The organism is Allobosea sp. (genome assembly GCF_017308015.1).
GTDB lineage: Bacteria > Pseudomonadota > Alphaproteobacteria > Rhizobiales > Beijerinckiaceae > Allobosea.
On the sequence record NZ_JAFKFW010000011.1, the window covers coordinates 1 to 20,912 of the forward strand.

Consider the following 20,912-nt stretch of genomic DNA (forward strand, 5'->3'; position numbering starts at 1 on the left):
CAACCGCCCCAGACGATTCACTATCGTCTTCTAGCAGGGGCTGCGCCCCGGATCATCCATCGGGCGGATGTGTCAGGGCAGGTGAGCGGCATTGCCGCGACGTCTCCCCTGTCCCCGTTGCGCGCGATCTCAGATCGACTCGATCAGCAGCTTGCGCGCTGCATCGACCGTGAGCTCGACCGGGTTCCCGCCGGTCGAGGGATCGGCCACCGCAGCCTCAGCCAGCTCGTCGATCCTGTCGGTGCCGACGCCGAGGGCGGCGAGCTTGTCCGGGATGCCGAGGTCAGCCCGCAGCTTCAGCACGAAATCATAGAAGCCGTCGAAGCCCCCGGCGATGCCGAGATAGGCGGCGGCGGCCGCGATCCTCTCCTCGATCGCCGGGCGATTGAAGCGCAGCACAGGCGGCATGACGACCGCATTCGTGGTGCCGTGATGGGTGTGGTAGACCGCGCCGACCGGGTGGGAGAGCGAATGGATCGCGCCCAGCCCCTTCTGGAAGGCGACGGCGCCCATCGCGGCAGCGGCCATCATCTGCGTGCGCGCCTCGATATCCCCGCCATCGGCATAGGCGCGCGGCAGGTAGGTCTTCACCAGCCGCATGCCTTCGAGCGCGATGCCTTGGCTCATCGGATGGAAGAACGGCGAGGAATAAGCTTCCAGGCAATGCGCGAAGGCGTCCATGCCGGTGCCCGCGGTGATCGTCTTGGGCATGCCGACCGTCAGCTCTGGGTCGCAGATCGTCACGCCCGGCAGGAATTTCGGGTGGAAGATGATCTTCTTGGTATGGGTCTGCGAATTGGTGATGACCGAGGCGCGCCCGACCTCGGAGCCGGTTCCCGCCGTGGTCGGCACCGCCACGATCGGCGCGATGCCCTCGACCGAGGCACGCGTCCACCAGTCGCCGACATCCTCGAAATCCCAGACCGGCCGGGTCTGGCCGGCCATGAAGGCCACGCATTTGCCGAGATCGAGGCCGGAGCCGCCGCCGAAGGCGACGACGCCGTCATGCCCGCCCGCCTTGAAGGCGCGCACGCCGTCATCGAGATTGCGGTCGTTCGGGTTGGGGTCGACATCGGCGAAGATCGCCCGGCCGAGCCCGCCGGCTTCCAGGATGTCGAGCGCGTTGGCGGTGATCGCCATGCTCGCGAGTCCGCGATCGGTGACCAGCAGCGGCCGCTTCATGCCGAGCGCCTTGCAGTGATCGGCCAGTTCCCTGATCCGCCCGGCGCCCAGCTTGACGGCGGTCGGATAGCTCCAGTTCGCGGTGATCGGCATCAGCCAGCTCTCTTCAGATGGTAGGATTTCGGGCGGGTGAGGTTATGGAAGCCGATGACCGAGAGCGAGCCGCCGCGCCCGGTCTCCTTGACGCCGGTCCAGCACAGGGCCGGGTCGAGATAATCGGCGCGATTCATGAAGACGGTGCCGGTTTCGAGCTCTTGTCCCAATCGGGCTGCGCGCTCGGCATCGCCGGTCCAGAGCGAGACGGTGAGGCCGTATTTGGAATCGTTCATCAGCGCGACGGCCTCGGCGTCGCTGCGCACCTTCATGATGCCGACAGCCGGACCGAAGGTCTCCTCACGCATGATCGTCATGGAATGGTCGACATCGACCAGAACCTGCGGCGCGAGATAGGCGCCGCCATCGTCCTGCGGGAAGAGTTTCGGATCGACCAGCGCGCGTGCCCCTTTCGCGGTGGCCTCCGCGATCTGCTCGCGAACCACCTGCGCGAAGCGCTTGTGGGCCATTGGCCCGAGCGAGGTCTCAGAATCGAGCGGGTTGCCGAGGCGGTAGTTCGAGACCCAGGCGACCGATTTCTCGACGAAGGCGTCGTAGAGGCTCTCGTGGACGTAGATGCGCTCGATGCCGCAGCAGCACTGCCCGGAATTGAAGGTCGCGCCGTCCATCAGCGTGTCGACCGCCTTGTCGAGGTCGGCGTCCTCCGTGACATAGCCGGGGTCCTTGCCGCCGAGCTCCAGCCCGATGCCGGTGAAGGTGCCGGCAGCCGCGCGCTCGATCGCCTGCCCGCCGGCGACCGAACCGGTGAAGTTGATGAAGTCGAACTGCTTCCCGGCGATCAGGCGCGACGAAGTCTCATGATGGAGGAAGACATTGGCGAAGACCTCTTCCGGCACGCCCGCCTCATGGAATGCCTGCGCCAGTCGCTCGCCGGTCAGCAGCGTCTGGCTGGCATGCTTGAGGATGACCGCATTGCCGGCGATAAGCGCCGGCGCGACCGAGTTGATCGCGGTCATATAGGGATAGTTCCACGGCGCGATCACGAAGACGACGCCATGCGGCTCTCGCGCGATGAAGCGCTTGAACGCCTCGCTGTCCTCGATCACGAGCGGCGCCAGCGCCTCGTTCGCGATCGAGGCCATGTAATTCGAGCGCTCGTTGAAGCCCCTGAACTCGCCGCCATACTTCACCGGCCGGCCCATCTGCCAGGCGAGCTCGGTCACCACTTCGTCGCCCATCTCGTTGAGCCGCGCGACGCCCTTGAGCACCAGCGCGATGCGCTCGTCGAGCGGGCGCCGCGCCCAGGCCTTCTGCGCCTTGCGGGCGCGGGCGACCACGGCCTTGGCACCGTCGAGGCTCAAGGCCGGCCGCTCGGCATAGACCGAGCCGTCCACCGGCGACACGCATCGGATCATCGTCATCGTCACTATCCGTCTGGCTGAAATTCGCTGATGAAGGGAGGTCGGGTCAGGCGCGTTCGAAGCCGCGCTTCACTTCCCAATCGGTGATCCGGCGGTCGTATTCCTCCTGCTCCCATTCGGCGGCGCGGACATAATGGTCGATCACCTCGTCGCCGAAGGCCTTGCGCAGCATCTGCGAGCCCTTCAGCGCGACGGTCGCGTCGCGCAAGGTCTTCGGGATTTCGCGGATGTCCCGGCCGCCATAGGCGTCGCCGACGAAGGCCTCTTCCAGCTCCATCTTCTTCTCGATGCCGTCGATGCCGGCGGCGAGCAGCGCCGCCATGGCGAGATAGGGGTTGAGGTCCGAGCCGCCGACCCGGCATTCGATGCGGATGCCCTTGGTGCCGGCGCCGCAGAGCCGGTAGCCTGCCGTGCGGTTGTCGGCGCTCCAGATCGCCTTGGTCGGCGCGAAGGTGCCGGCGACGAAGCGCTTGTAGGAGTTGATATAGGGCGCGAGGAAACCGGTGATGTCGGAGGCATGCGCGAGGAGCCCCGCCACATAGTTCCGCATCAGCGGCGACATGCCGTATTTCGCTTGAGCATCGAGGAAATGCGGGGTCTTGCCGTCGGCGCTCCAGAGCGACTGGTGGATATGCGAGGAGGAGCCTGCATGCGCATTGCTCCACTTGGCGAGGAAGGTGATCGACTTGCCCTGCGCCCAGGCGATCTCCTTGCAGGCGTTCTTGATGATCGCATGCCGGTCCGCCATCGTCAGGGCGTCGGCATAGCGCACATTGATCTCCTCCTGCCCGGCCGAAGCCTCGCCCTTGGAGTTCTCGACCGGGATGCCGGCGCCCTGCAGACCGTTGCGGATCGCCCGCATCACCGCCTCTTCCTTGGTCGTCTGGAAGATGTGGTAGTCCTCGTTGTAGCTGCTCGCAGTCTTGAGATCGCGATAGCCGCTGGCGCAGGCGTTTTCGTAGGTCTGGTCGAACAGGAAGAATTCGAGCTCGGTCGCCATATAGGCCTTGAGCCCCATCGCCTCGAGCCGCTTGACCTGCTTCTTCAGCACGGCGCGCGGCGAATGCGCGATCTCGTGCCCATGATGGTCGAGCACATCGCACAGCACCAGCGCGGTCCCTTCGAGCCACGGCACGCGGCACAGCGTCGAAAGGTCCGGCTTCATCGTATAGTCGCCATATCCGGCGGCCCAGCTCGTCGCCGCATAGCCGGCTACGGTTTCCATCTCCATGTCCGTGGCGAGCAGGTAGTTGCAGCTATGCGTCTCGTGATGCCCGCTCTCGACGAAGAAGGCGGCATGGAAGCGCTTGCCCATCAGGCGCCCCTGCATGTCGACGAGACAGGCCAGGACGGTATCGATGCGGCCGGCAGCGACATCCTCTTTCAGAGCATCGAACGTGTAGGCTTGCGTCATGCCGATCATCCATCCCCCGATGCACGATCTTCACACGGGAATGCGTCCGGCGGAATAGCCGGCTCGCATGTTTTCGCGCGCTGAGCGCGGCTGCATTTTGCCGCCGGATGCAGAGTTCGGGTCAGCTCTTCTGAAGCCTGCCGCCGCATCCCGTTTCCAGGTTTTCCCTCCTGTTTTCGCCGGGAGGCCGAGCGCCGGAATGAATGGCAGAACCGGACGCGCTTGATACGCGGTGATCCGTGAGATGGCCGCTGTGCCCCTTGGCGGCTGCGGCGTCCCGGCTACGCCCAGTGGCTCTCGCGAGAACCTGGAAAGGCAGATTCAGCGCAAGGGCGCCGTATCCTTCGCCCGAGACGCGGCATGCTCTCTACGGGATCGGGCTCGCGATCCCTGCGCGTGGACCGCGCCTGTCGGGTTCCGGTGCGCGCACCCGCCTCTTGGTCTGCTGCTCGCCTCACGGCTCTCAGTTGCGCTTCCGCCTGGCCCGAAAGCGATCGAGGAGACCGAGGCACCATAGCGCGAAGCGCGCCATCGGCTTTTGCAGGATCGGCACGTCGGCGGCGAGAAGCAGCAGCCCGAGCGGCAGCATCCAGGCGCCCAGCAGGGGCAGGAACGAGAAAACCCCTCCGGCGATCAGGCAGATGCCGGAGGGAATGCGGACCAGCCGGGATGCGGGATGGCGCAGCCATCGCAGGCCCGTGGCGAGCCTGGGAGGCAATTCACTCTCGATGCGCTTGAAGGCCCGGCGCAGTTCCTGCCTGGGGGAGAGCGTTTGCATGATCCCGCTTGTCATCTCGCTGGGCTAGCGGACGACGAAACCTTGCCGGCGCCCTCTCGACGTCCGGCAGGTGCAGTCGTCCCCGAGCGTCGCGGGCCGCGCCAGGGCACATTGTCGAGCTGCCGTCCGGCAATGGCGTCCGGGGCCGTTCGTCCGCTCCGCCCTGCGATAGAGCCTGGGCGGTGACGGGCTCGGTTCGTAGAAGCGCGGATTGGCTGCTCCGAGCGGCGGCCCTGCTCCCGGAATGCCGCCCTGGCTCGAATGCAGCCGCAGATCCGGCACATGATCGGTGATCGACGGCGGTCCCAGCCCTTGCCGCGGACCGCCGGGATACAAGGGGGCGTTGCCGGGCGTCGCGTCGAACTGGGCGCTGGCGGGCAGTGCAGCCAGCACAGCCAGCAGGGTCGCCGTTGCTGCGAGGAGGGTGCGCATCATGCTGTGCCTGTTTTCCCGGAATGATCGACTCGTCTGGTCGTCCAAAGCGATGAGCATAAGGCCGGTCTCGTGATCGTGCCGCTTTTTCAGGTAGCCGTGCTGCTCGGTCAGGTTGACCTCCAGGGTTGGGCGGACGATCCCCCTGTTGAGATGTCCCGCGATGGCGCTGCCATCGCGGCGGCCGAGAACGGCATGGACATGGACTCCCGGTGTGCCATCGGGCTCGACGGCGATGTCTCCGGCGAGCGAGGCGACCTCTACGTGCTCGTCGATCGGGATCGGTTCATGGGTTTTCGTCGCCCGGTCGAAGAAACTGAGCTCGGCGCGTTCGAAAGCGCCGATCGCCTTGAAGCTTGCGGCCGTCGGACGCTTGTCGCGGGCGAAGATCTTCACTGCGGCCAGAGCTTCGTTGCCGGCATCCAGGATGATGGCGAAAGTCTTCTGTCCGTCGGCTTCATGGATCTGCTTGTCTCGCATTGTCCAACCATCTTGCTCGGGTCAGCTTGGAACGCGAGGCGCAGGGTCGTGTTCCGGACTTCGGTGCTCCGGGTTGGAAGGTGCGACTGAGCATCCGCGCCGGCATTGCGGTCGTCCATCGCCGGCACCGCGACCGTCGAGGCCGGCCAGCGCGGGAGGTGGCCTTCGGCGCGTATAAGTCCGCCGAATAGAGGCCGGAAATATATCATAGTGCGCGGGCGCTCCGTTCCCGAGCCTGCCCGCTAAGATCGAGGCGGCGCCGAGAAAGGCGCTCGGTTGTCGAACGCACCTGTCTTCGGGGCCTGCGGTTGCGCCAGCCGGCAAAAACGGGGAACCAGGATGACCGCTCATTTTCCGGCCGGACGATTCCTTTCGGTGGCAGCCGCCGCCGTTGCATTCGCGCTTGCTGCCGCAACGCCCGCCTCCGCCCAGCAGGGCAGCATCGCGCTGCCGGCAGCGCTGAAATCGGCCGGGCATATCGTCGTCGGCATCGAAACCACCTACCCGCCGATGGCTTTCAAGGATCCGAAGACCAACGAGCGGGCCGGCTTCAATGTCGAGCTTGTCAACGCAATCGCCAAGGAACTCGGCGTCACCGTCAAATGGGAGGAGATGAGCTTCGAACAGCTCATGACCTCGCTGACGACTGGCCGCATCGATATGATCGGCACTGCGATCAGCGATCTGCCGTCCCGTCGCGACAAGCTTACCTTCGTCGACTATCTCGCGACCGGCGCGCAGCCCTTCGCCCTTGCGGCCAAGGCCGGCGAATTGAAGAGCAATCTCGACCTCTGCGGCAGGACGGTCGGCGCGCCGCGCACCACCAGCTATATGCCGGTGACGGCGGCCTGGAGCGAGAAGAACTGCATTGGCGCCGGCAAGCCCGCGATCATGGTGAACGGCACCGCTGGCGCGACCGCGACCCGGCTCGAACTCAAGCAGGGCCGGCTCGACGCCGCCGTGCTCGGCCCGGAATATGTCGCCTATCTCATGGCGGATGAGCCGAACACCTACGCCTTCGTCGGCGAGCCCCTGAACAAGACGCTGTTCGGCTTTGCCTTCGAGAAGAAGAACGCCGAATTGCGTGACGCCGTCGCCAAGGCGACCGCGGCGGTGATGAAGAATGGCGGCTATCAGCAGGCGCTGAAGAAATTCGGCCTCGAACGGCAGAGCCTCTCCGAGCCCACGATCGACGCCGGCCAGTGATGCCGGCCCGGGCGATCGGCGGCGACAGGTCGATGAAGGCTGCTGTGCTCACACAATTCGGCGGGCCGGAGGCGCTGGTCTGGGACGATGTCCCGGCTCCGCGCGCCGGGCCGGGCGAGATCGTCCTGTGCGTCCATGCCGCGGCGTTGAACTATGCCGACCTCCTTCAGCGCCGCGGGACCTATGGCATCGAGCACAGCCTGCCGCGCATCATCGGCTATGAATGCTCAGGGATCGTCGCGGAGATCGGCGCCGGCGTGAGCGGCTGGAGCGTCGGTGATCCCGCCTGCGCCCTGGTCTCGAGCGGGGCCTATGCCGGCCTCGTTGCGGCGCCTGCGGCGCAGGTCCTGCCGGTTCCGGCCGGTATCGATCTGATTGAAGCCGCCGCCTTGCCCGAGGCGGCCTGCACCGTCTGGTCGAATGTGCTTGATCTCGGCGCCCTCAAATCCGGCGAGACCCTGCTCGTCCATGGCGGCGCCGGTGGCATCGGCTCCTTCGCCATCCAGGCCGTCAAGGCGATCGGCGCCCGCGTCTTCGCCACGGCCGGCAGCGCCGACAAGCTGCAGCGCTGCCGCGATTTCGGCGCCGACCGCGCGATCTCCTATGCCGACGAGGATTTCGTCGCCGTGATCGAGGTCGAGACCGGCGGGCACGGCGTCGATGTCATCCTCGACAACATGGGGGCCGCCTATCTCGGCCGGAACGTTGCGGCACTGGCCTTCGATGGTCGGATCGCGATGATCGGCTTGCAGGGCGGGCGGGATGCTGCGATCAATCTCGGTGCGATGATGCGCAAGCGCGCCGCTTTGTTCACGACCTCGCTGCGTGACCGGCTGCCTGCGGCGAAGGCGCGGATCGTTGCCGGCGTTCTCGATGATCTCTGGCCGCATGTTGCCGCCGGCCGCATCCGCCCGGTCATCGACCGCAGCTTTCCGCTGGCGGAGGCCGCCGCCGCCCATCGCTACATGGAAAGCGGCCGCCATGTCGGAAAGATCCTGCTGATTGCGCCGGAGACCGGCCGAGCCGGCAAGCCTTTCGCCTGAACACCGCCTTCCACCGAAGACCTCAAGCCATCGGGGCCAGATGACCGCAGAAACCGAAAACCTCATCATCGTTCCGCGCCGGCATTTCGGGCGGATCATCGGCGCGGCCGTGGTCTGCATCGCACTTGCCGCGATCGTACGGGCCTTCGCCGTCGGCCAGATTGAGTGGGATTACGTCGCCGAATTCCTGACCGTGCCGGCGATCCTGACAGGCCTTGTGAACACGATCGTCATGGCGATCCTGGCAATGGTGCTCGGCATCACGCTCGGCGTCATCTTCGCGGTGATGCGGCTCTCTGCCAATCCCGTGCTGTCGAGCACGGCGATCGGCTATATCTGGTTCTTCCGGGCCGTGCCGGCGCTGCTGCAATTGCTGCTCTGGTTCAACCTCGCGCTGGTCTTTCCGACCATCGGCATTCCCGGCCTGGCCTCGTTCAAGACCGTCGACGTGATGACGCCCTTCGTCGCGGCTTTGCTCGGCCTCGGCATCCAGCAGGGCGCCTTCACCGCGGAAGTGGTCCGCGCCGGCCTGCTCTCGGTCGATAACGGCCAGTACGAGGCCGCGCAGACGCTGGGCATGACGCGGCTCCAGCTCCTGCGGAGGATCATCATGCCGCAGGCCATGCGCGTGATCGTGCCGCCGATCGGCAACGAGTTCATCGGCATGGTGAAGCTCACCTCGCTCGCCAGCGTCATCCAGTTCGCCGAGATCCTGCACAGCGCGCAGAACATCTACTACGCGAACTCGCGGGTCATCGAGCTGCTGATCGTCGCGGCTATCTGGTACCTGGTCGTGGTCACCGTGCTCAGCCTGATCCAGGGCCGGATCGAGGCCTATTACGCCCGCGGCGTCGCCGCGCCGGCGCAGCGCTGAGGAGCGGCACGATGACCGACACCCTCTCCCAGGTCCGTACGACCGATCCGGATCATCTCGCCGCCGGCGCCCCGCTCGTCCTCGCCCAGAAGGTGGAGAAGCATTTCGGCCCGCTCAAGGTGCTGAAGGGCATCGACATCGCCGTCCCGAAGGGGGAGGTGCTCTGCATCATCGGCCCTTCCGGATCGGGCAAGAGCACCTTCCTGCGCTGCATCAACCAGCTCGAACGCATCGATGGCGGCGCGCTCTGGGTCTCCGGCGAGCGCGTCGGCTATCATCGCGAAGGCAATAGGCTCTACGAGCTCGACGACAAGGCCATCGCCCGCCAGCGCCGCTCGATCGGCATGGTGTTCCAGCGTTTCAACCTGTTCCCGCATCTGACCGCCCTGCAGAACATCATCGAGGGGCCGGTTCAGGTGCTTCGCGAGCCGGCCGCGGATGCGACGGCGCGGGCGCTGTCTCTGCTGGAGCGCGTCGGTCTCGCCGACAAGCGCGATGCCTATCCCTCACAGCTCTCCGGCGGCCAGCAGCAGCGCGTCGCCATCGCCCGTTCGCTCGCCATGCGGCCCGAACTGTTGCTCTTCGACGAGCCGACCTCGGCGCTGGACCCGGAACTGGTTTCTGAGGTGCTGAAGGTGATGCGCGATCTCGCCGAGACCGGCATGACCATGATCTGCGTCACCCATGAGCTCGGTTTCGCCAGGGATGTCGGCCGCCGTGTCGCCTTCATGGACCAGGGTCAGATCGTTGAGATCGGCGACCCGTGCATCGTGCTGTCCGATCCCAGGGAGGCGCGCACCCGCGCCTTCATCAACGCCGTCCGTCACTGATCAAAGAAGGGGAACGCCATGTCGAAGACATCCATCCTGCTCGGCCTGACCGCCATCGCGCTCTGCGCCACCGCCGGCTTCGCCCAGGCCCAGAGCCTGCCGGCGCGCATCCTGGAGAAGAAGACGCTCTCCGTCGCCAACGTGCCGAACTATCCGCCGCTGGAATTCAAGGACCCCAAGACCGGCACGCTGACCGGTCTCGACATCGATCTCGGCAATGCGATCGCCCAGAAGCTTGGCATCGCCATCAAGTGGGAGGAGATCAGCTTCGAGGGCATGGTCCCGGCGCTGACCACCGGGCGCGTCGACATGATCCTGTCCGGCATGAGCGATCTGCCGAGCCGGCGCGAAACCCTCGATTTCGTCGATTATCTCGCCTCGGGCGCCCAGTTCTACACCAATGCCGACCGCAAGGACGAGTTCAAGGACCTCGCCGCGCTTTGCGGCAAGAAGGTCGGCGCAAGCCGCCGCACCTCCTTCCCGAAGGAGATGGAAACCTGGAGCAAGGCGAATTGCGAGGCCAAGGGCAAGCCGGCCATGCAGATCGTCGGCACGGAAGGCTCGGCCGATGCCCGCACGCAGTTGCGCCAGAAGCGCCTCGATGCCGCCGTGCAGGGCAGCGAGACCTTGCCCTACCTGATGAACCAGGAGCCCGGTGTCTATGCCATCCTCGGGGCGCCCTTCACCACTGTCTATCAGGGCCTGGCCTTCGCCAAGAAGGACACTGAACTGCGCGACGCTGTCGCCAAGGCGTTCGCCACGATGCTGGCCGACGGCACCTATGCTGCCGTGCTGAAGAAATGGGAACTCGGCGAGGCCAAGGTCGACAAGCTGATGATCAACGGCGAAGCCAAGAACTGATCGCGCCCGTAACCTGCATCCATTCCGCCCCGGCCATCCGGCAGGGGCGCTTTTTCTGAAAGACGCCTCTCATGCTGACCGACTTCCCTCACCGGATCGCCAACCCCTCCGACCCGGCACCTGACTATCCCTGGCCGGCCGGCTATCGCTGCGCCGTGTTCCCGGCCTTCGACGTCGATGCCGAGACGGCCTGGCTGCAGTACGACGCCAAGAACACCGACCGGCTGGTGACGCTGTCCTTCGGCGGCTACGAGGAGCGGGTCGGCGTGCCGAAGATCCTGGAGCAGCTCCGCCATCAGGAGATCAAGGCGACCTTCTTCATTCCGGGCTGGGTCGTCGAGGTTCACCCTGCAATGTGCGAAGCCATCGTCAAGGACGGGCACGAGGTCGGCCATCACGGCTATTCGCACAAGCGCCCCGATCCCGACGACTTCACCGTCGACAAGGAGGAGATCGACAAGACGCTCGACATCTTCAAGCGCATCCTCGGCGTAACGCCGGTCGGCTACCGCGCGCCCTCGGGCGAGAACTATGACGAACTGCTCGGCTATCTCCGCGATAAGGGCATCCTCTATTCCTCCTCCTTCCGCGACGACATCCGGCCCTATCGCCACAAGCTGCGCGACGGCTCGAAAGGCCCGATCGAGTTGCCGGTGGACATGTATTTCGACGACTGGCTCTACGGCCTGTCGCAGCGCTTCTCGCCGCGCCCGATGTTCCCGAAGGAGCATGTGCTCTCGATCTGGAACGATGAACTCGACCAGCTCCGCGAATGGGGCGGCCTCGTCTCGATGGTGATGCACCCGCAGGTCTCGGGCCGGCCGATGCGGATCGGCATCATGCGCGAATTCCTGGCACGGGCGCGCGGGTTCGGCGACGTCTGGATCGCGACCGGTCAGCAGATCGCCGAACATTTCCTCGCGCAGGAGAAGAAGGCGGGTTGAGCGCATCCGTGTAACCTCTTCCGGGCAACCGCCGTCATTCCCGGGCTTGACCCGAGAATCTCAGCTCGACAGAGGTGTCCGGACCTCCACGTCACGAGATGCACGGGTCAAACCCGGGCATGATGCACTTTCCGGCTTCCAACGTCACGAGATCGCCATGACTACCCGCATCCGCAACGCCGACATCGTCATCGCTTATGACGGGGCCGCTGACGACCATGTCTATCGCCGCAATCTCGATGTCGTCTTCGACGCCAGCGGCATCCTCCATCTCGGCGACGGTTTCACGGGCGAGGTTGCGCGCGAAATCGACGGCAAGGGCTTCATGGTCATGCCGGGTCTCGTCGACATCCATTCCCACCCGTCGAGCGAGCCCGGCAACAAGGGCATGACCGACGAGGTCGGCACGCCCAAACTCTATAATTCCTCGCTCTACGAATTCCTCTGGCTCTTCCGCGCCGATGCCGAGGGCATCCCGCACCTCAATCACGTTGCCTGGTCGGAACTGCTGATGTCCGGCACGACCACGCTGGTCGACGTCTCCTTCCCGAGCGAGGGCTGGGTCGATCGCGCGGCGGCAAGCGGCCTGCGCATGGTAATGGCGCCGATGTATCGCAATGGCCGCTGGTTCACCCGCAACGGCTATACGGTCGAGTACGAACTCGACGACGCGGCCGGCCGCAAGGCGATGGAAGATGCCTTCAAGGTCATCGACGCCGCTCTGGCGCATGAATCCGGCCGGCTCTCCGGCATGGCCTGCCCGGCCCAGATCGACACCTGCACGGAAGAGCTGTTCCGCGCCTCTATCGCGGCTGCCTCCGAGCGGAATATCCCGATCCAGACCCACGCCGCCCAGTCGATCAGCGAATTCCACGAGATGGTCCGTCGCAGCGGGCTCTCCCCGGTGCAGTGGCTGGACAGCATCGGCTTCCTCGGGCCGAACGCCTCGATCGCCCATGCGATCTTCCTCGACGACCACCCCTGGGTGCGCTGGCCGACCCGTACCGATCTCGCCCGTCTGGCCGAGACCGGCACCTCGGTCGCGCATTGCCCGACCGTCTTCGGCCGCCGAGGCGTCACCTTGCGCGATCTCGGTCGCTATCTGAAGGCCGGCGTCAATATCGGCATCGGGACCGACACCTTTCCGCACAACATGCTGGAGGAATTGCGCCATGCCGGGGTTTTCGCCCGCATTACCGGCGAGAACCATGCCGTGGTGACGACCGGACAGGTCTTCCGCGCCGCGACTTTGGGCGGGGCGAAGCTGCTCGGCCGCGACGATATCGGCCGGCTGGCCAAGGGGGCCCAGGCCGACCTCGTCATGATCGACCTGACCCATCCGATGATGCGCCCGACACGTGACCCGCTGAAAAGCCTGGTCAATGCGGCTGCCGACCGCGCCGTCGCCCATGTCTTCGTGCAGGGCAGGCAGGTTGTCGCCGACGGCAAGGTCCTGACCATGGACTATCAGGCTGCGTCCGATGGAATGGAGCAGGCGCAAAGGCGTGCGCTCGCCAAGGCCTCCTCGCTCGACTGGGCCGGGCGCTCGGTCGACGAGCTTGCGCCGCCGAGCCTGCGCTGGGCCTGAGACTGGCCTATGATTTGCTGAACGAATAGAGTTGGCCTGCTCTATTCGGGATGCTCCTATGAACCTTCGCCAGATCGAACTTCTGCGCGCCGTCGTCCGTTGCGAGACGACGGTGCGCGCCGCGCAGGAATTGGGACTGTCGCAGCCGGCCGTCAGCAACGCGATCAAGCATCTCGAGAGCCAGGTCGGTTTCCCGCTGTTCGAGCGCGTCAACAACCGCCTCTTCCCGACGGCCGAGGCGCGCGCGCTCTACAAGGATTCGGAGCCGATCTTCGCCCTGCACGCCGCCTTCGAGGCAAGGGTGCAGGACATCAAGGAGAATCGCGCCGGCCATATCCGCATCATCGCGACGCCCCCGCTCGGCTATGGCGTCCTGCCCGCAGCGCTGCGCAATTTCCTCGTCAAGCGGCCGAAGGTGCGGGTTTCCTTCGATATCCGGCGTTTCGAGCATGTCGTGGAGAGCGTCGAGAACGGTACCGCAGAACTCGGCTTCGTCATGGGGCTGGACGACGATCGCGGGCTCGATGCCGAAACCTTCTTCGCCGGCAACATGGTCTGCGTCATGCGTCCCGAGCATCCGCTCGCGGTCAAGGCGACGGTCACGCCCGAGGATCTGCGCGAAGCACCCTATATCGCCCTCGAACAGGGAACCCGCATGGGGACCATCGTCCGCCGGGCCTTCGCCCAGGCCGATGTGCCGTTCCGCTTCTCCGTCGAGGTCCGCTACTGCAACACGGCCTGCGTGCTGGCGGAAAGTGGCGTCGGCGTCGCCGTGGTCGATCCGTTGTCCCCGGTTTTCAGTGGCCATTACGACCTTGCCATCCGCCCGTTCGCCCCGGCTTCGGAGGTCCGGGCCTCGGCCGTCCGCTCGCGCAAGCGTCCGATCTCGCGTGCGGCGGACGCCTTCCTGCGCGAGGTCCGGCTCGTCGCCGCGGAAACGGCCGCAAAGCTTGGCGCCGGCTGAAGTCGGCAGCGCTATTCAGCTTGCGAATGTCGCCCCGGAAATCCGCATAGATGGCGCCATTGTCCGGCCGGACCGGCTGGCCCAAAGTTCTCCGGCTGCCGTCCGGCAGCGCGTATCAAGAGATGAAGCAGGCTCGATCCACGCACGCCGATCACCGGCACGTGACCGGGCCGCGCCCACACCTGACCGGACCGAGATGACTGCAACAGCCAGGACGCTCCACACCGACGCGGCGATCGCCGCGGCCGTCGCCTCCCAGCGCGACTGGGTGGAGGGCCTCTTCGGCCGGCTGGCGACCGGCAGTCGTGATGCCCCTGGCATCACGCGCGACACCTATGGCGCCGGCGAGGATTTCGGCCATCGTCTGCTGGCGCAGCATGGCAAGGCATACGGGCTCGCCGTGTCGCGTGATTTCGCGGCCAACACCTATGTCACCCTGCCGGGCCGCGACGCCACCGCTCCACGTATCCTGATGGGCTCCCATCTCGACAGCGTGCCGCATGGCGGCAATTTCGACGGCGCGGCGGGTGTCGTTGCCGGCCTGGTGATCATCGAGACGCTGCGCGCGCTCGGCATCGCGCCGCGCTGCGACGTCACCGCGATGGGCGTGCGAGCTGAGGAGAGCGTCTGGTTCCAGGTTTCGTATATCGGCAGCCGCTCCGCGCTCGGCACCCTGCCGGATGGGGCTCTCGACGCGAAACGCATCGACGACGGCCGTGTCCTCGCCGCGAGCATCGATGCGAGCGGCGGCGATTCCGATGCGATCCGCCGGCGTGAGCGCCATCTCGAACCCGCGACGGTCCGGGCTTTTCTCGAAGTTCATATCGAGCAGGCGCCGAGCCTGGTCGAATCCGGCCTGCCGGTCGCGATCTGTACCGGTGTGCCCGGCAATTTCCGCTATCCCGACGCACATATTGTCGGGCGCCACGACCATGTCGGCACGCCCCGCCGCTTCCGCCGCGACGCCGCGATGGCCGGCGCCGATTTTGCCGTGATGCTCGATCGGCTCTGGCAGGACGAGGAGGAAGCCGGTTTCCCGATGGCCGTCACACTCGGCCGCTTCCACACCGACCCGGCCGTCCATGGCCTGACCACGGTGCCAGGCAGCTTCGCCTTCAGTCTCGACGTGCGCGCCTATGACCCCGCGGTGCTGGAACGCGTCGAGGCTAGGATGCTGGCCGGTATCCGCGAGATCGAGGCGCGCCGGCATGTCGGCTTCGAACTCGGCGCGCGCGCCAGCGCCGCCGTAGGCCCGGTCGATCCCGCCATCGTCGCGGGGTTTGAGGCGGCGGCGCAGCGGCAGGGCATCGCGACGATGCCCCTCGGCAGCCCGGCCTCTCACGATTCCGCGGCCTTTGCTGCAGCCGGCGTTCCTATCGCGATGCTGTTCGTGCGCAACGAGCATGGCAGCCACAATCCGCGGGAAGCGATGGGGATCGACGATTTCCTTGCCGCCTGCACCATTCTGGCGGATTGGGTCGTGCGAGAGGTCGCCTGAACCGGCAGGCAATGCCATGCTGAACCACAGATTCTTCACTTCGGACCCATCGCGATGAATCGCCGCCCCCGCATCCTCGTCATCAATCCCAATTCCAACGAGACGGTCACCGAGGGTTTGCGGCAGGCTCTGATCCCGCTCGCCTTCGCCGAGGGGCCGGAAATTCTCTGCGAAACCCTGCGCGAGGGGCCGGCCGGCATCGAGACGCAGGAACATGTCGAGAGCGTCACCCTGCCGCTGCGCCGCCGGGTCGAGGCCGCCAACAATGTCGATGCCTTCGTCATCGCCTGCTATTCCGACCCGGGACTCCATGTCGCCCGCGAAGGCACGGCCTGTCCTGTTTTCGGCATCGCCGAATGCGGCGTGCTCACCGCCCTGACGCGCGCCGACCGCTTCGGCGTCATTGCGATCAAGTCGCGCTCGATCCCGCGCCATATCCGCTATCTCCGCCAGATGGGGCTGATGGACCGTCTGGCGGGCGAGCGTCCGCTCGAAATGTCGGTAGCGGAGAGCGCGTCCGGCGAAGGTACGCTCGAGCGCATGATCGCGGTCGGGCGGGAATTGCGGGATGCGGACGGTGCGGGCGCGGTCGTCATGGGCTGCGCGGGCATGGCGCGCCATCGCCGGCCGCTGGAAGATGCGCTGGGCATCCCCGTGATCGACCCGACGCAAGCCGCGGTCGCCATGGCGATCGGCACCTTGATGGTGCGTTGAGAAGGACGAGGGCAGATGACGGCGAACTATGATCTGGTCATTCGCGGCGGCACGGTCGGCAGCGCGACGGGCAGTTTCCGCGCCGATGTCGCGGTCAAGGACGGCAAGATCGCGGCGCTCGGCCTCGGCCTTGCGCCCGGCGTCCGCGAGATCGACGCGACGGGCAAGCTCGTGCTGCCGGGCGGCATCGATACCCATGCCCATGTCGAGCAGGTTTCGGCCGGCGGGCTGCTCAATGCCGATACCTTCGAGAGCGCCACGGCCTCTGCCGCTTTCGGTGGCAACACCACGCTGATCTCCTTCGCCGCCCAGCATCGCGGCCTCGATCTGCGGAAGGTCGTCGACGATTATGCCGCGCTCGCCCGGCGGGGAGCCTTGATCGACTATGCTTTCCATCTCATCGTCGCCAATCCGGACGCCAAGACGATCCAGCAGGATCTGCCCGCCCTGATCGGCGAGGGCCATGCCTCGATCAAGGTCTTCATGACCTATGACCTGATCAAGGTCGACGACGAGCCGCTGCTCGACCTGCTGTTGACGGCCAGGCAGCACCGGGCGCTGGTCTGCGTTCATGCCGAGAATCACGGCATGATCTCCTGGATGGCCAGGAAGCTGGTGGAGAAGGGCTATGTCGCGCCGAAATACCACGCGATCAGCCATCCTCGCGGCTCGGAGGCTGAGGCCTTCAACCGGCTGATCACGGCGGCCGAACTGCTCGATGTGGCCATCATGATCTTCCATGTCTCGACCGCCGAGGGCGCGCAGGCTATCCGCGACGCGCGCGGGCGCGGCCTCAAGGTTTTCGCCGAGACCTGCCCGCAATATCTCTTCCTCACTCGGCACGATCTCGACAGGCCCGGTCTCGAAGGCGCGAAATGGATATGCTCGCCGCCGCCGCGGGAAGAGGCGGATCAGGACGCGCTCTGGCAGGCGCTGGCGCTCGGCGATATCCAGACGGTCTCCTCCGATCACGCCCCCTATCGCTTCGACGAGACCGGCAAGCTCTCCGCTGGCCCGAACCCCAGCTTCAAGCAGATCGCCAGTGGCCTGCCGGGCTTGGAAACGCGGCTGCCTCTGCTTTTCGATGCGCTGGTCTCGCAGGGCCGGCCGGAATTCTCGGGGCGCGGGCTCGAAGCCTTCGTGAACCTGACGGCGACCGCGCCTGCCGAAATCTACAACCTGCCTGGCAAGGGCGCGCTCAAGCCCGGCTACGATGCCGATATCGCGATCTGGGATCCCGGCAGGCAAGTGACCATCACCGATGCGGCGATGCATGATCTGACCGGCTTCACGCCCTTCGCGGGCCGCAACGTCACCGGCTGGCCTGAACATGTTCTCGTCCGCGGGCAGGATGTCGTCAGCGGCGACACGCTGCATGCCGCTCCGGGCTCGGGCCGCTGGCTGGCGCGCACTGGCGGCCATGCGGCGACCCCCACCGGCCGGCTCGTCGCCGATATGGATCCGCAGCGGAATTTCGGCGCGCGTCTGCTCGACTGAAGGTCTGGTTGCCGCGGGTAAAGATGATGAAATTCTTCGGGAGGCGGCCGGGTTGTTCCCGGTATCTATTGTCGACAAGAAATATGCAATATACGGTGGCCGCATCGGGCCGCCGTGGATATCTGCCATTCGTCGGGGCGCCGGGCCGCATGCGGACACCGAGCGAAAGAGGATGATGACCGATGAGCATCGGGGTGGGAGGTTCGAGCTTCGAAGAGGAACTGGCCGGGCTCGAAGCGACGGTCGCCGGCATCGCGCCGATCGCGGTCGGCGAATTCAAGGAGCGGATCGCGAAGGTGCAGCGCCTCCTGCGTGAGCAGGGCTTGCAAGCCCTGTATCTCGATAGCTCGGTCAATCTGCACTATTTCACCGGCATCCAGCTCAAGTTGACCGAGCGACTGCACGGCGCGATCATTCCGGCCGAGGGGGAGGTCGTCTACCTCAGCCCGGCGTTCGAGGAACCCAAGACGCGCGAATACATGCAGTTCGGCGACGATGTGCGCTGCTGGGAAGAGCATGAGGATCCGACCGCGCTGGTCGTGGAGACCATCCGCAGCCTCGGCTACGAAAATGGCTCCATCGCGCTCGATCCGGACACGCCGTTCTATACCGTCGACGGGTTGCGCAAGGCGGGAAACCGCTTCGACTTCACGAATGGTGGCGCTGTCACGGCCGCTTGCCGCCAGTTGAAATCGGCGGCCGAGATTGCCCTGATCCAGCGCGCCATGGATATCACCATGGCGGTTCATCGCGCTGCCGCGCGCACCCTGCGCGTCGGCATGACGACGACGGAACTCGTGGAATTCCTGGAGAAGGCCCATCGCAAATTCGGCCTGAGCCTGACATTCGGTGCCGCGCAGTTCGGCGAGGCGACCGCTTACCCTCATGGCGTGCCTCATCCCCAGACGCTGGCCGAAGGCGACATGGTCCTCGTCGACATGGGCGCCAGGGTCGGCGGCTACCATTCGGACATCACCCGCACCTATGTCTTCGGTGAGCCGACGGAGCGTCAGCGGGAGATATGGAACCTGGAGAAGCGGGCTCAACTCGCCGGCTTCCAGGCGGCTGTGCTCGGCGCGCCGTGCGAGGCCGTCGACCGGGCTGCGCGTGCCGAGATCGAAGCAGCCGGCTTCGGCCCCGGCTACAAGGTGCCGGGCCTGCCGCACCGGACCGGTCATGGCCTCGGCCTCGCGATCCACGAGGAACCGTTCATGGTCACCGGCAATCTCACGCCGCTGGCGCCGGGGATGTGTTTCTCCGTCGAACCGATGATGTGCATCTACGGCGAGTTCGGCGTTCGCCTCGAGGATATCGCCTATATGGCGGAAGACGGTGCACGCTGGTTCACGCAGCCGGCCCACAGCGTGGACGATCCGTTCGGCTACGAGGCCTGAGCGTTCCGGCGGCGGTTCGGCGCTCACGCTAGGCCTGCACCATCGGCACCGGCTCGCTTCCATCACGGTTGCGCGGAAGGTGCTGACGGTGACAGTGAGGCAATGCCGATTCTCAGCGATATCCCCGCCGACATCCGGCGCGCCGCCTGCGCGTTTCATGAGGCCGGCCATATCGTCGCCGGCTGGCAGCATCGGCGCTACATCACGCATGCCTGGCTGCGGCCGCCTTACGGCTTCTCCGGAGAGACCTGTTTCGAGCCCTACCAGCGCGGCTTCCGGAGCGACAGCCCGGTCGATCGCGAACGTGCCGAGATCGAGATCATCATCCTGTCCGCCGGCTATTGCGGCGAGATGATCTACTGGAACGGCGCTGGGCTGAAATGGTATCCGGGCGCCATCGCCTCGCATGAGGACGATCTCAGGCAGATGAAGCCCTATCTCGCGCTGCTGCGGCTGCCGGACGAGGCTGCGCTGCGAGCGCGCTGTGCCAATGCGGCGACCGCCATTCTGTACCGCCCGGCGATGCTCGCGGCTCTTGCCGCCATCGCCCGGCGATTATCCGACCGCCGCCGCATCGATCGCGGCGAGGTCGATGCGATCCTCGGGGGAGCGGCGAGCTGATGACCGGCGCGCGCCCGAGCCGATGACCGGCGGTTGGTTAGGCCGCCTTCTTGCCGGCGTCGAACGGCACCTCGATATCGACCGCGAGCGTCGAGACCTGGGCGCCGCGTTCCATCCGGACGCTGACCTTGTCGTCGTCGATCTGCATGTGCTTCGAGATCGCGCGCAGGATTTCGTCGCGCAGCTTGGCGAGCAGATCGGCATCGCCACCGGTCGCAGCGCGCTCATGGGCGAGCAGCACCTGCAACCTTTCCCGGGCGGCGGGGGCCGAGCGTGGGCGGGAGAAGAGACGAAGCAGGTTCATGCCGCCTTCCTTCCGAAGATCTTGCCGAAGAAGCCGCGCTTCTCGCCGGGGACGGAGACCGGGATCTGCTCGCCCTTGAGCCGGCGCACGGCATCGAAATAGGCGATCGAGGGGGCGCTGCCCTGATCGGCCAGTGTGACCGGCGAGCCGATGTTGGAAGCGCGCAGCACGTCCATGCTCTCCGGGATGATGCCGAGCAGCGGGATCGACAGGATTTCGAGGACGTCGTCGACCTTCAGCATGTCGCCACGCTCGGCCCTGACCGGGTCGTAGCGGGTGAGCAGCAGGTGCTTCTCCATGTGCTCGCCATTCTCGGCCTTGACCGTCTTGGAATCGAGCAGGCCGATGATCCGGTCTGAATCGCGGACCGAGGAGACTTCCGGATTGGTCACGACGATCGCGATGTCGGCATGGCGCATCGCCAGCGTGGCGCCGCTCTCGATGCCGGCGGGGCTGTCGCAAATGACCCAGTCGAAATTTGCCTTGAGGGCGCCGATCACCGCCTCGACGCCCTTGGCCGTCAGGTTCTCCTTGTCGCGGGTCTGCGAGGCCGGCAGCAGGTAGAGCGTTTCGACCCGCTTGTCGCGGATCAGGGCCTGGGTGAGCTTGGCCTCGCCCTGGATGACGTTGACGAGATCGTAGACCACCCGCCGCTCGGCACCCATGACCAGGTCGAGATTGCGCAGGCCGACGTCGAAATCGACGACCACCACCTTTTCCCCGCCCTGGGCGAGCGCGGCGCCGAGCGCGGCCGACGATGTCGTCTTGCCGACGCCGCCCTTGCCCGATGTGACGACGATGACCTTGCCCATT

20 protein-coding genes are annotated in these 20,912 nt (G+C 66.0%); 13 read left to right on the top strand and 7 right to left on the bottom strand.

The genetic code is table 11. The features are described from left to right. Positions 1 to 129: 129 nt before the first annotated feature. The 5 genes from J0I42_RS11125 to J0I42_RS11145 all read right to left on the bottom strand — a co-directional run bounded on the left by J0I42_RS11125 (position 130) and on the right by J0I42_RS11145 (position 5,761). A complete protein-coding gene (locus J0I42_RS11125; protein WP_291654895.1) occupies positions 130 to 1,275 on the bottom strand; it encodes an iron-containing alcohol dehydrogenase in 1,146 nt (381 codons plus the stop codon). Next, a complete protein-coding gene (locus J0I42_RS11130; RefSeq protein ID WP_291654896.1) occupies positions 1,275 to 2,657 on the bottom strand; it encodes an aldehyde dehydrogenase family protein in 1,383 nt (460 codons plus the stop codon). The genes J0I42_RS11125 and J0I42_RS11130 overlap by 1 nt, the downstream gene beginning before the upstream one ends. 46 nt (positions 2,658 to 2,703) lie before the next feature. Beyond that, positions 2,704 to 4,071 (bottom strand): glutamine synthetase family protein, encoded by a 1,368-nt coding sequence (locus tag J0I42_RS11135; RefSeq protein ID WP_291654897.1) that lies wholly within the window; start codon positions 4,069 to 4,071, stop codon positions 2,704 to 2,706. A gap of 463 nt (positions 4,072 to 4,534) precedes the next feature. Further along, positions 4,535 to 4,849, bottom strand: a complete 315-nt coding sequence (locus tag J0I42_RS11140; protein WP_291654898.1) for a hypothetical protein — start codon at positions 4,847 to 4,849, stop codon at positions 4,535 to 4,537. A 24-nt stretch (positions 4,850 to 4,873) separates the two neighbouring features. Further along, positions 4,874 to 5,761: a PPC domain-containing DNA-binding protein gene (locus J0I42_RS11145; RefSeq protein WP_291654899.1), complete on the bottom strand. Its 888-nt coding sequence runs from the start codon at positions 5,759 to 5,761 to the stop codon at positions 4,874 to 4,876. A gap of 339 nt (positions 5,762 to 6,100) precedes the next feature. Between J0I42_RS11145 and J0I42_RS11150 the strand changes: the two genes are divergently transcribed. The 13 genes from J0I42_RS11150 to J0I42_RS11210 all read left to right on the top strand — a co-directional run bounded on the left by J0I42_RS11150 (position 6,101) and on the right by J0I42_RS11210 (position 19,795). Continuing rightward, positions 6,101 to 6,967 (top strand): ABC transporter substrate-binding protein, encoded by an 867-nt coding sequence (locus tag J0I42_RS11150; protein ID WP_291654900.1) that lies wholly within the window; start codon positions 6,101 to 6,103, stop codon positions 6,965 to 6,967. Between the two features lie 32 nt (positions 6,968 to 6,999). Then, positions 7,000 to 8,010: an NAD(P)H-quinone oxidoreductase gene (locus J0I42_RS11155; RefSeq protein WP_291654901.1), complete on the top strand. Its 1,011-nt coding sequence runs from the start codon at positions 7,000 to 7,002 to the stop codon at positions 8,008 to 8,010. A gap of 40 nt (positions 8,011 to 8,050) precedes the next feature. Then, a complete protein-coding gene (locus J0I42_RS11160) occupies positions 8,051 to 8,884 on the top strand; it encodes an amino acid ABC transporter permease (protein WP_291654902.1) in 834 nt (277 codons plus the stop codon). A gap of 11 nt (positions 8,885 to 8,895) precedes the next feature. After that, positions 8,896 to 9,714 carry an amino acid ABC transporter ATP-binding protein gene (locus J0I42_RS11165; protein ID WP_291654903.1) on the top strand — a complete coding sequence of 273 codons (819 nt, stop codon included), beginning with the start codon at positions 8,896 to 8,898 and terminating at the stop codon, positions 9,712 to 9,714. A gap of 18 nt (positions 9,715 to 9,732) precedes the next feature. Beyond that, positions 9,733 to 10,575 carry an ABC transporter substrate-binding protein gene (locus J0I42_RS11170; protein ID WP_291654904.1) on the top strand — a complete coding sequence of 281 codons (843 nt, stop codon included), beginning with the start codon at positions 9,733 to 9,735 and terminating at the stop codon, positions 10,573 to 10,575. A gap of 71 nt (positions 10,576 to 10,646) precedes the next feature. After that, positions 10,647 to 11,519, top strand: coding sequence for a polysaccharide deacetylase family protein (locus J0I42_RS11175; RefSeq protein WP_291654905.1), 873 nt, complete (start codon positions 10,647 to 10,649; stop codon positions 11,517 to 11,519). Positions 11,520 to 11,676: 157 nt separating this feature from the next. Further along, a complete protein-coding gene (locus J0I42_RS11180) occupies positions 11,677 to 13,107 on the top strand; it encodes an amidohydrolase family protein (protein WP_291654906.1) in 1,431 nt (476 codons plus the stop codon). 58 nt (positions 13,108 to 13,165) lie between these two features. Further along, positions 13,166 to 14,071: a LysR family transcriptional regulator gene (locus tag J0I42_RS11185; RefSeq protein ID WP_291654907.1), complete on the top strand. Its 906-nt coding sequence runs from the start codon at positions 13,166 to 13,168 to the stop codon at positions 14,069 to 14,071. Positions 14,072 to 14,267: 196 nt separating this feature from the next. Further along, entirely contained in the window at positions 14,268 to 15,569 is a 1,302-nt protein-coding gene (locus J0I42_RS11190; protein ID WP_291654908.1) for a Zn-dependent hydrolase, read from the top strand. A gap of 54 nt (positions 15,570 to 15,623) precedes the next feature. Then, entirely contained in the window at positions 15,624 to 16,283 is a 660-nt protein-coding gene (locus J0I42_RS11195; RefSeq protein ID WP_291654909.1) for an aspartate/glutamate racemase family protein, read from the top strand. Positions 16,284 to 16,298: 15 nt separating this feature from the next. Then, complete coding sequence (gene hydA / locus J0I42_RS11200) at positions 16,299 to 17,780, top strand: dihydropyrimidinase (RefSeq protein ID WP_291654910.1); 1,482 nt, start codon at positions 16,299 to 16,301, stop codon at positions 17,778 to 17,780. A gap of 182 nt (positions 17,781 to 17,962) precedes the next feature. Further along, positions 17,963 to 19,174: a M24 family metallopeptidase gene (locus tag J0I42_RS11205; RefSeq protein WP_291654911.1), complete on the top strand. Its 1,212-nt coding sequence runs from the start codon at positions 17,963 to 17,965 to the stop codon at positions 19,172 to 19,174. 102 nt (positions 19,175 to 19,276) lie between these two features. Further along, positions 19,277 to 19,795 (top strand): hypothetical protein, encoded by a 519-nt coding sequence (locus J0I42_RS11210; protein WP_291654912.1) that lies wholly within the window; start codon positions 19,277 to 19,279, stop codon positions 19,793 to 19,795. 37 nt (positions 19,796 to 19,832) lie between these two features. Here the strand turns inward: J0I42_RS11210 and minE are convergent, their stop codons facing one another. Further along, a complete protein-coding gene (gene minE, locus J0I42_RS11215; protein WP_291654913.1) occupies positions 19,833 to 20,099 on the bottom strand; it encodes a cell division topological specificity factor MinE in 267 nt (88 codons plus the stop codon). Beyond that, positions 20,096 to 20,911 carry a septum site-determining protein MinD gene (gene minD / locus J0I42_RS11220; protein ID WP_291654914.1) on the bottom strand — a complete coding sequence of 272 codons (816 nt, stop codon included), beginning with the start codon at positions 20,909 to 20,911 and terminating at the stop codon, positions 20,096 to 20,098. The genes minE and minD overlap by 4 nt, the downstream gene beginning before the upstream one ends. Position 20,912 lies beyond the last annotated feature (1 nt).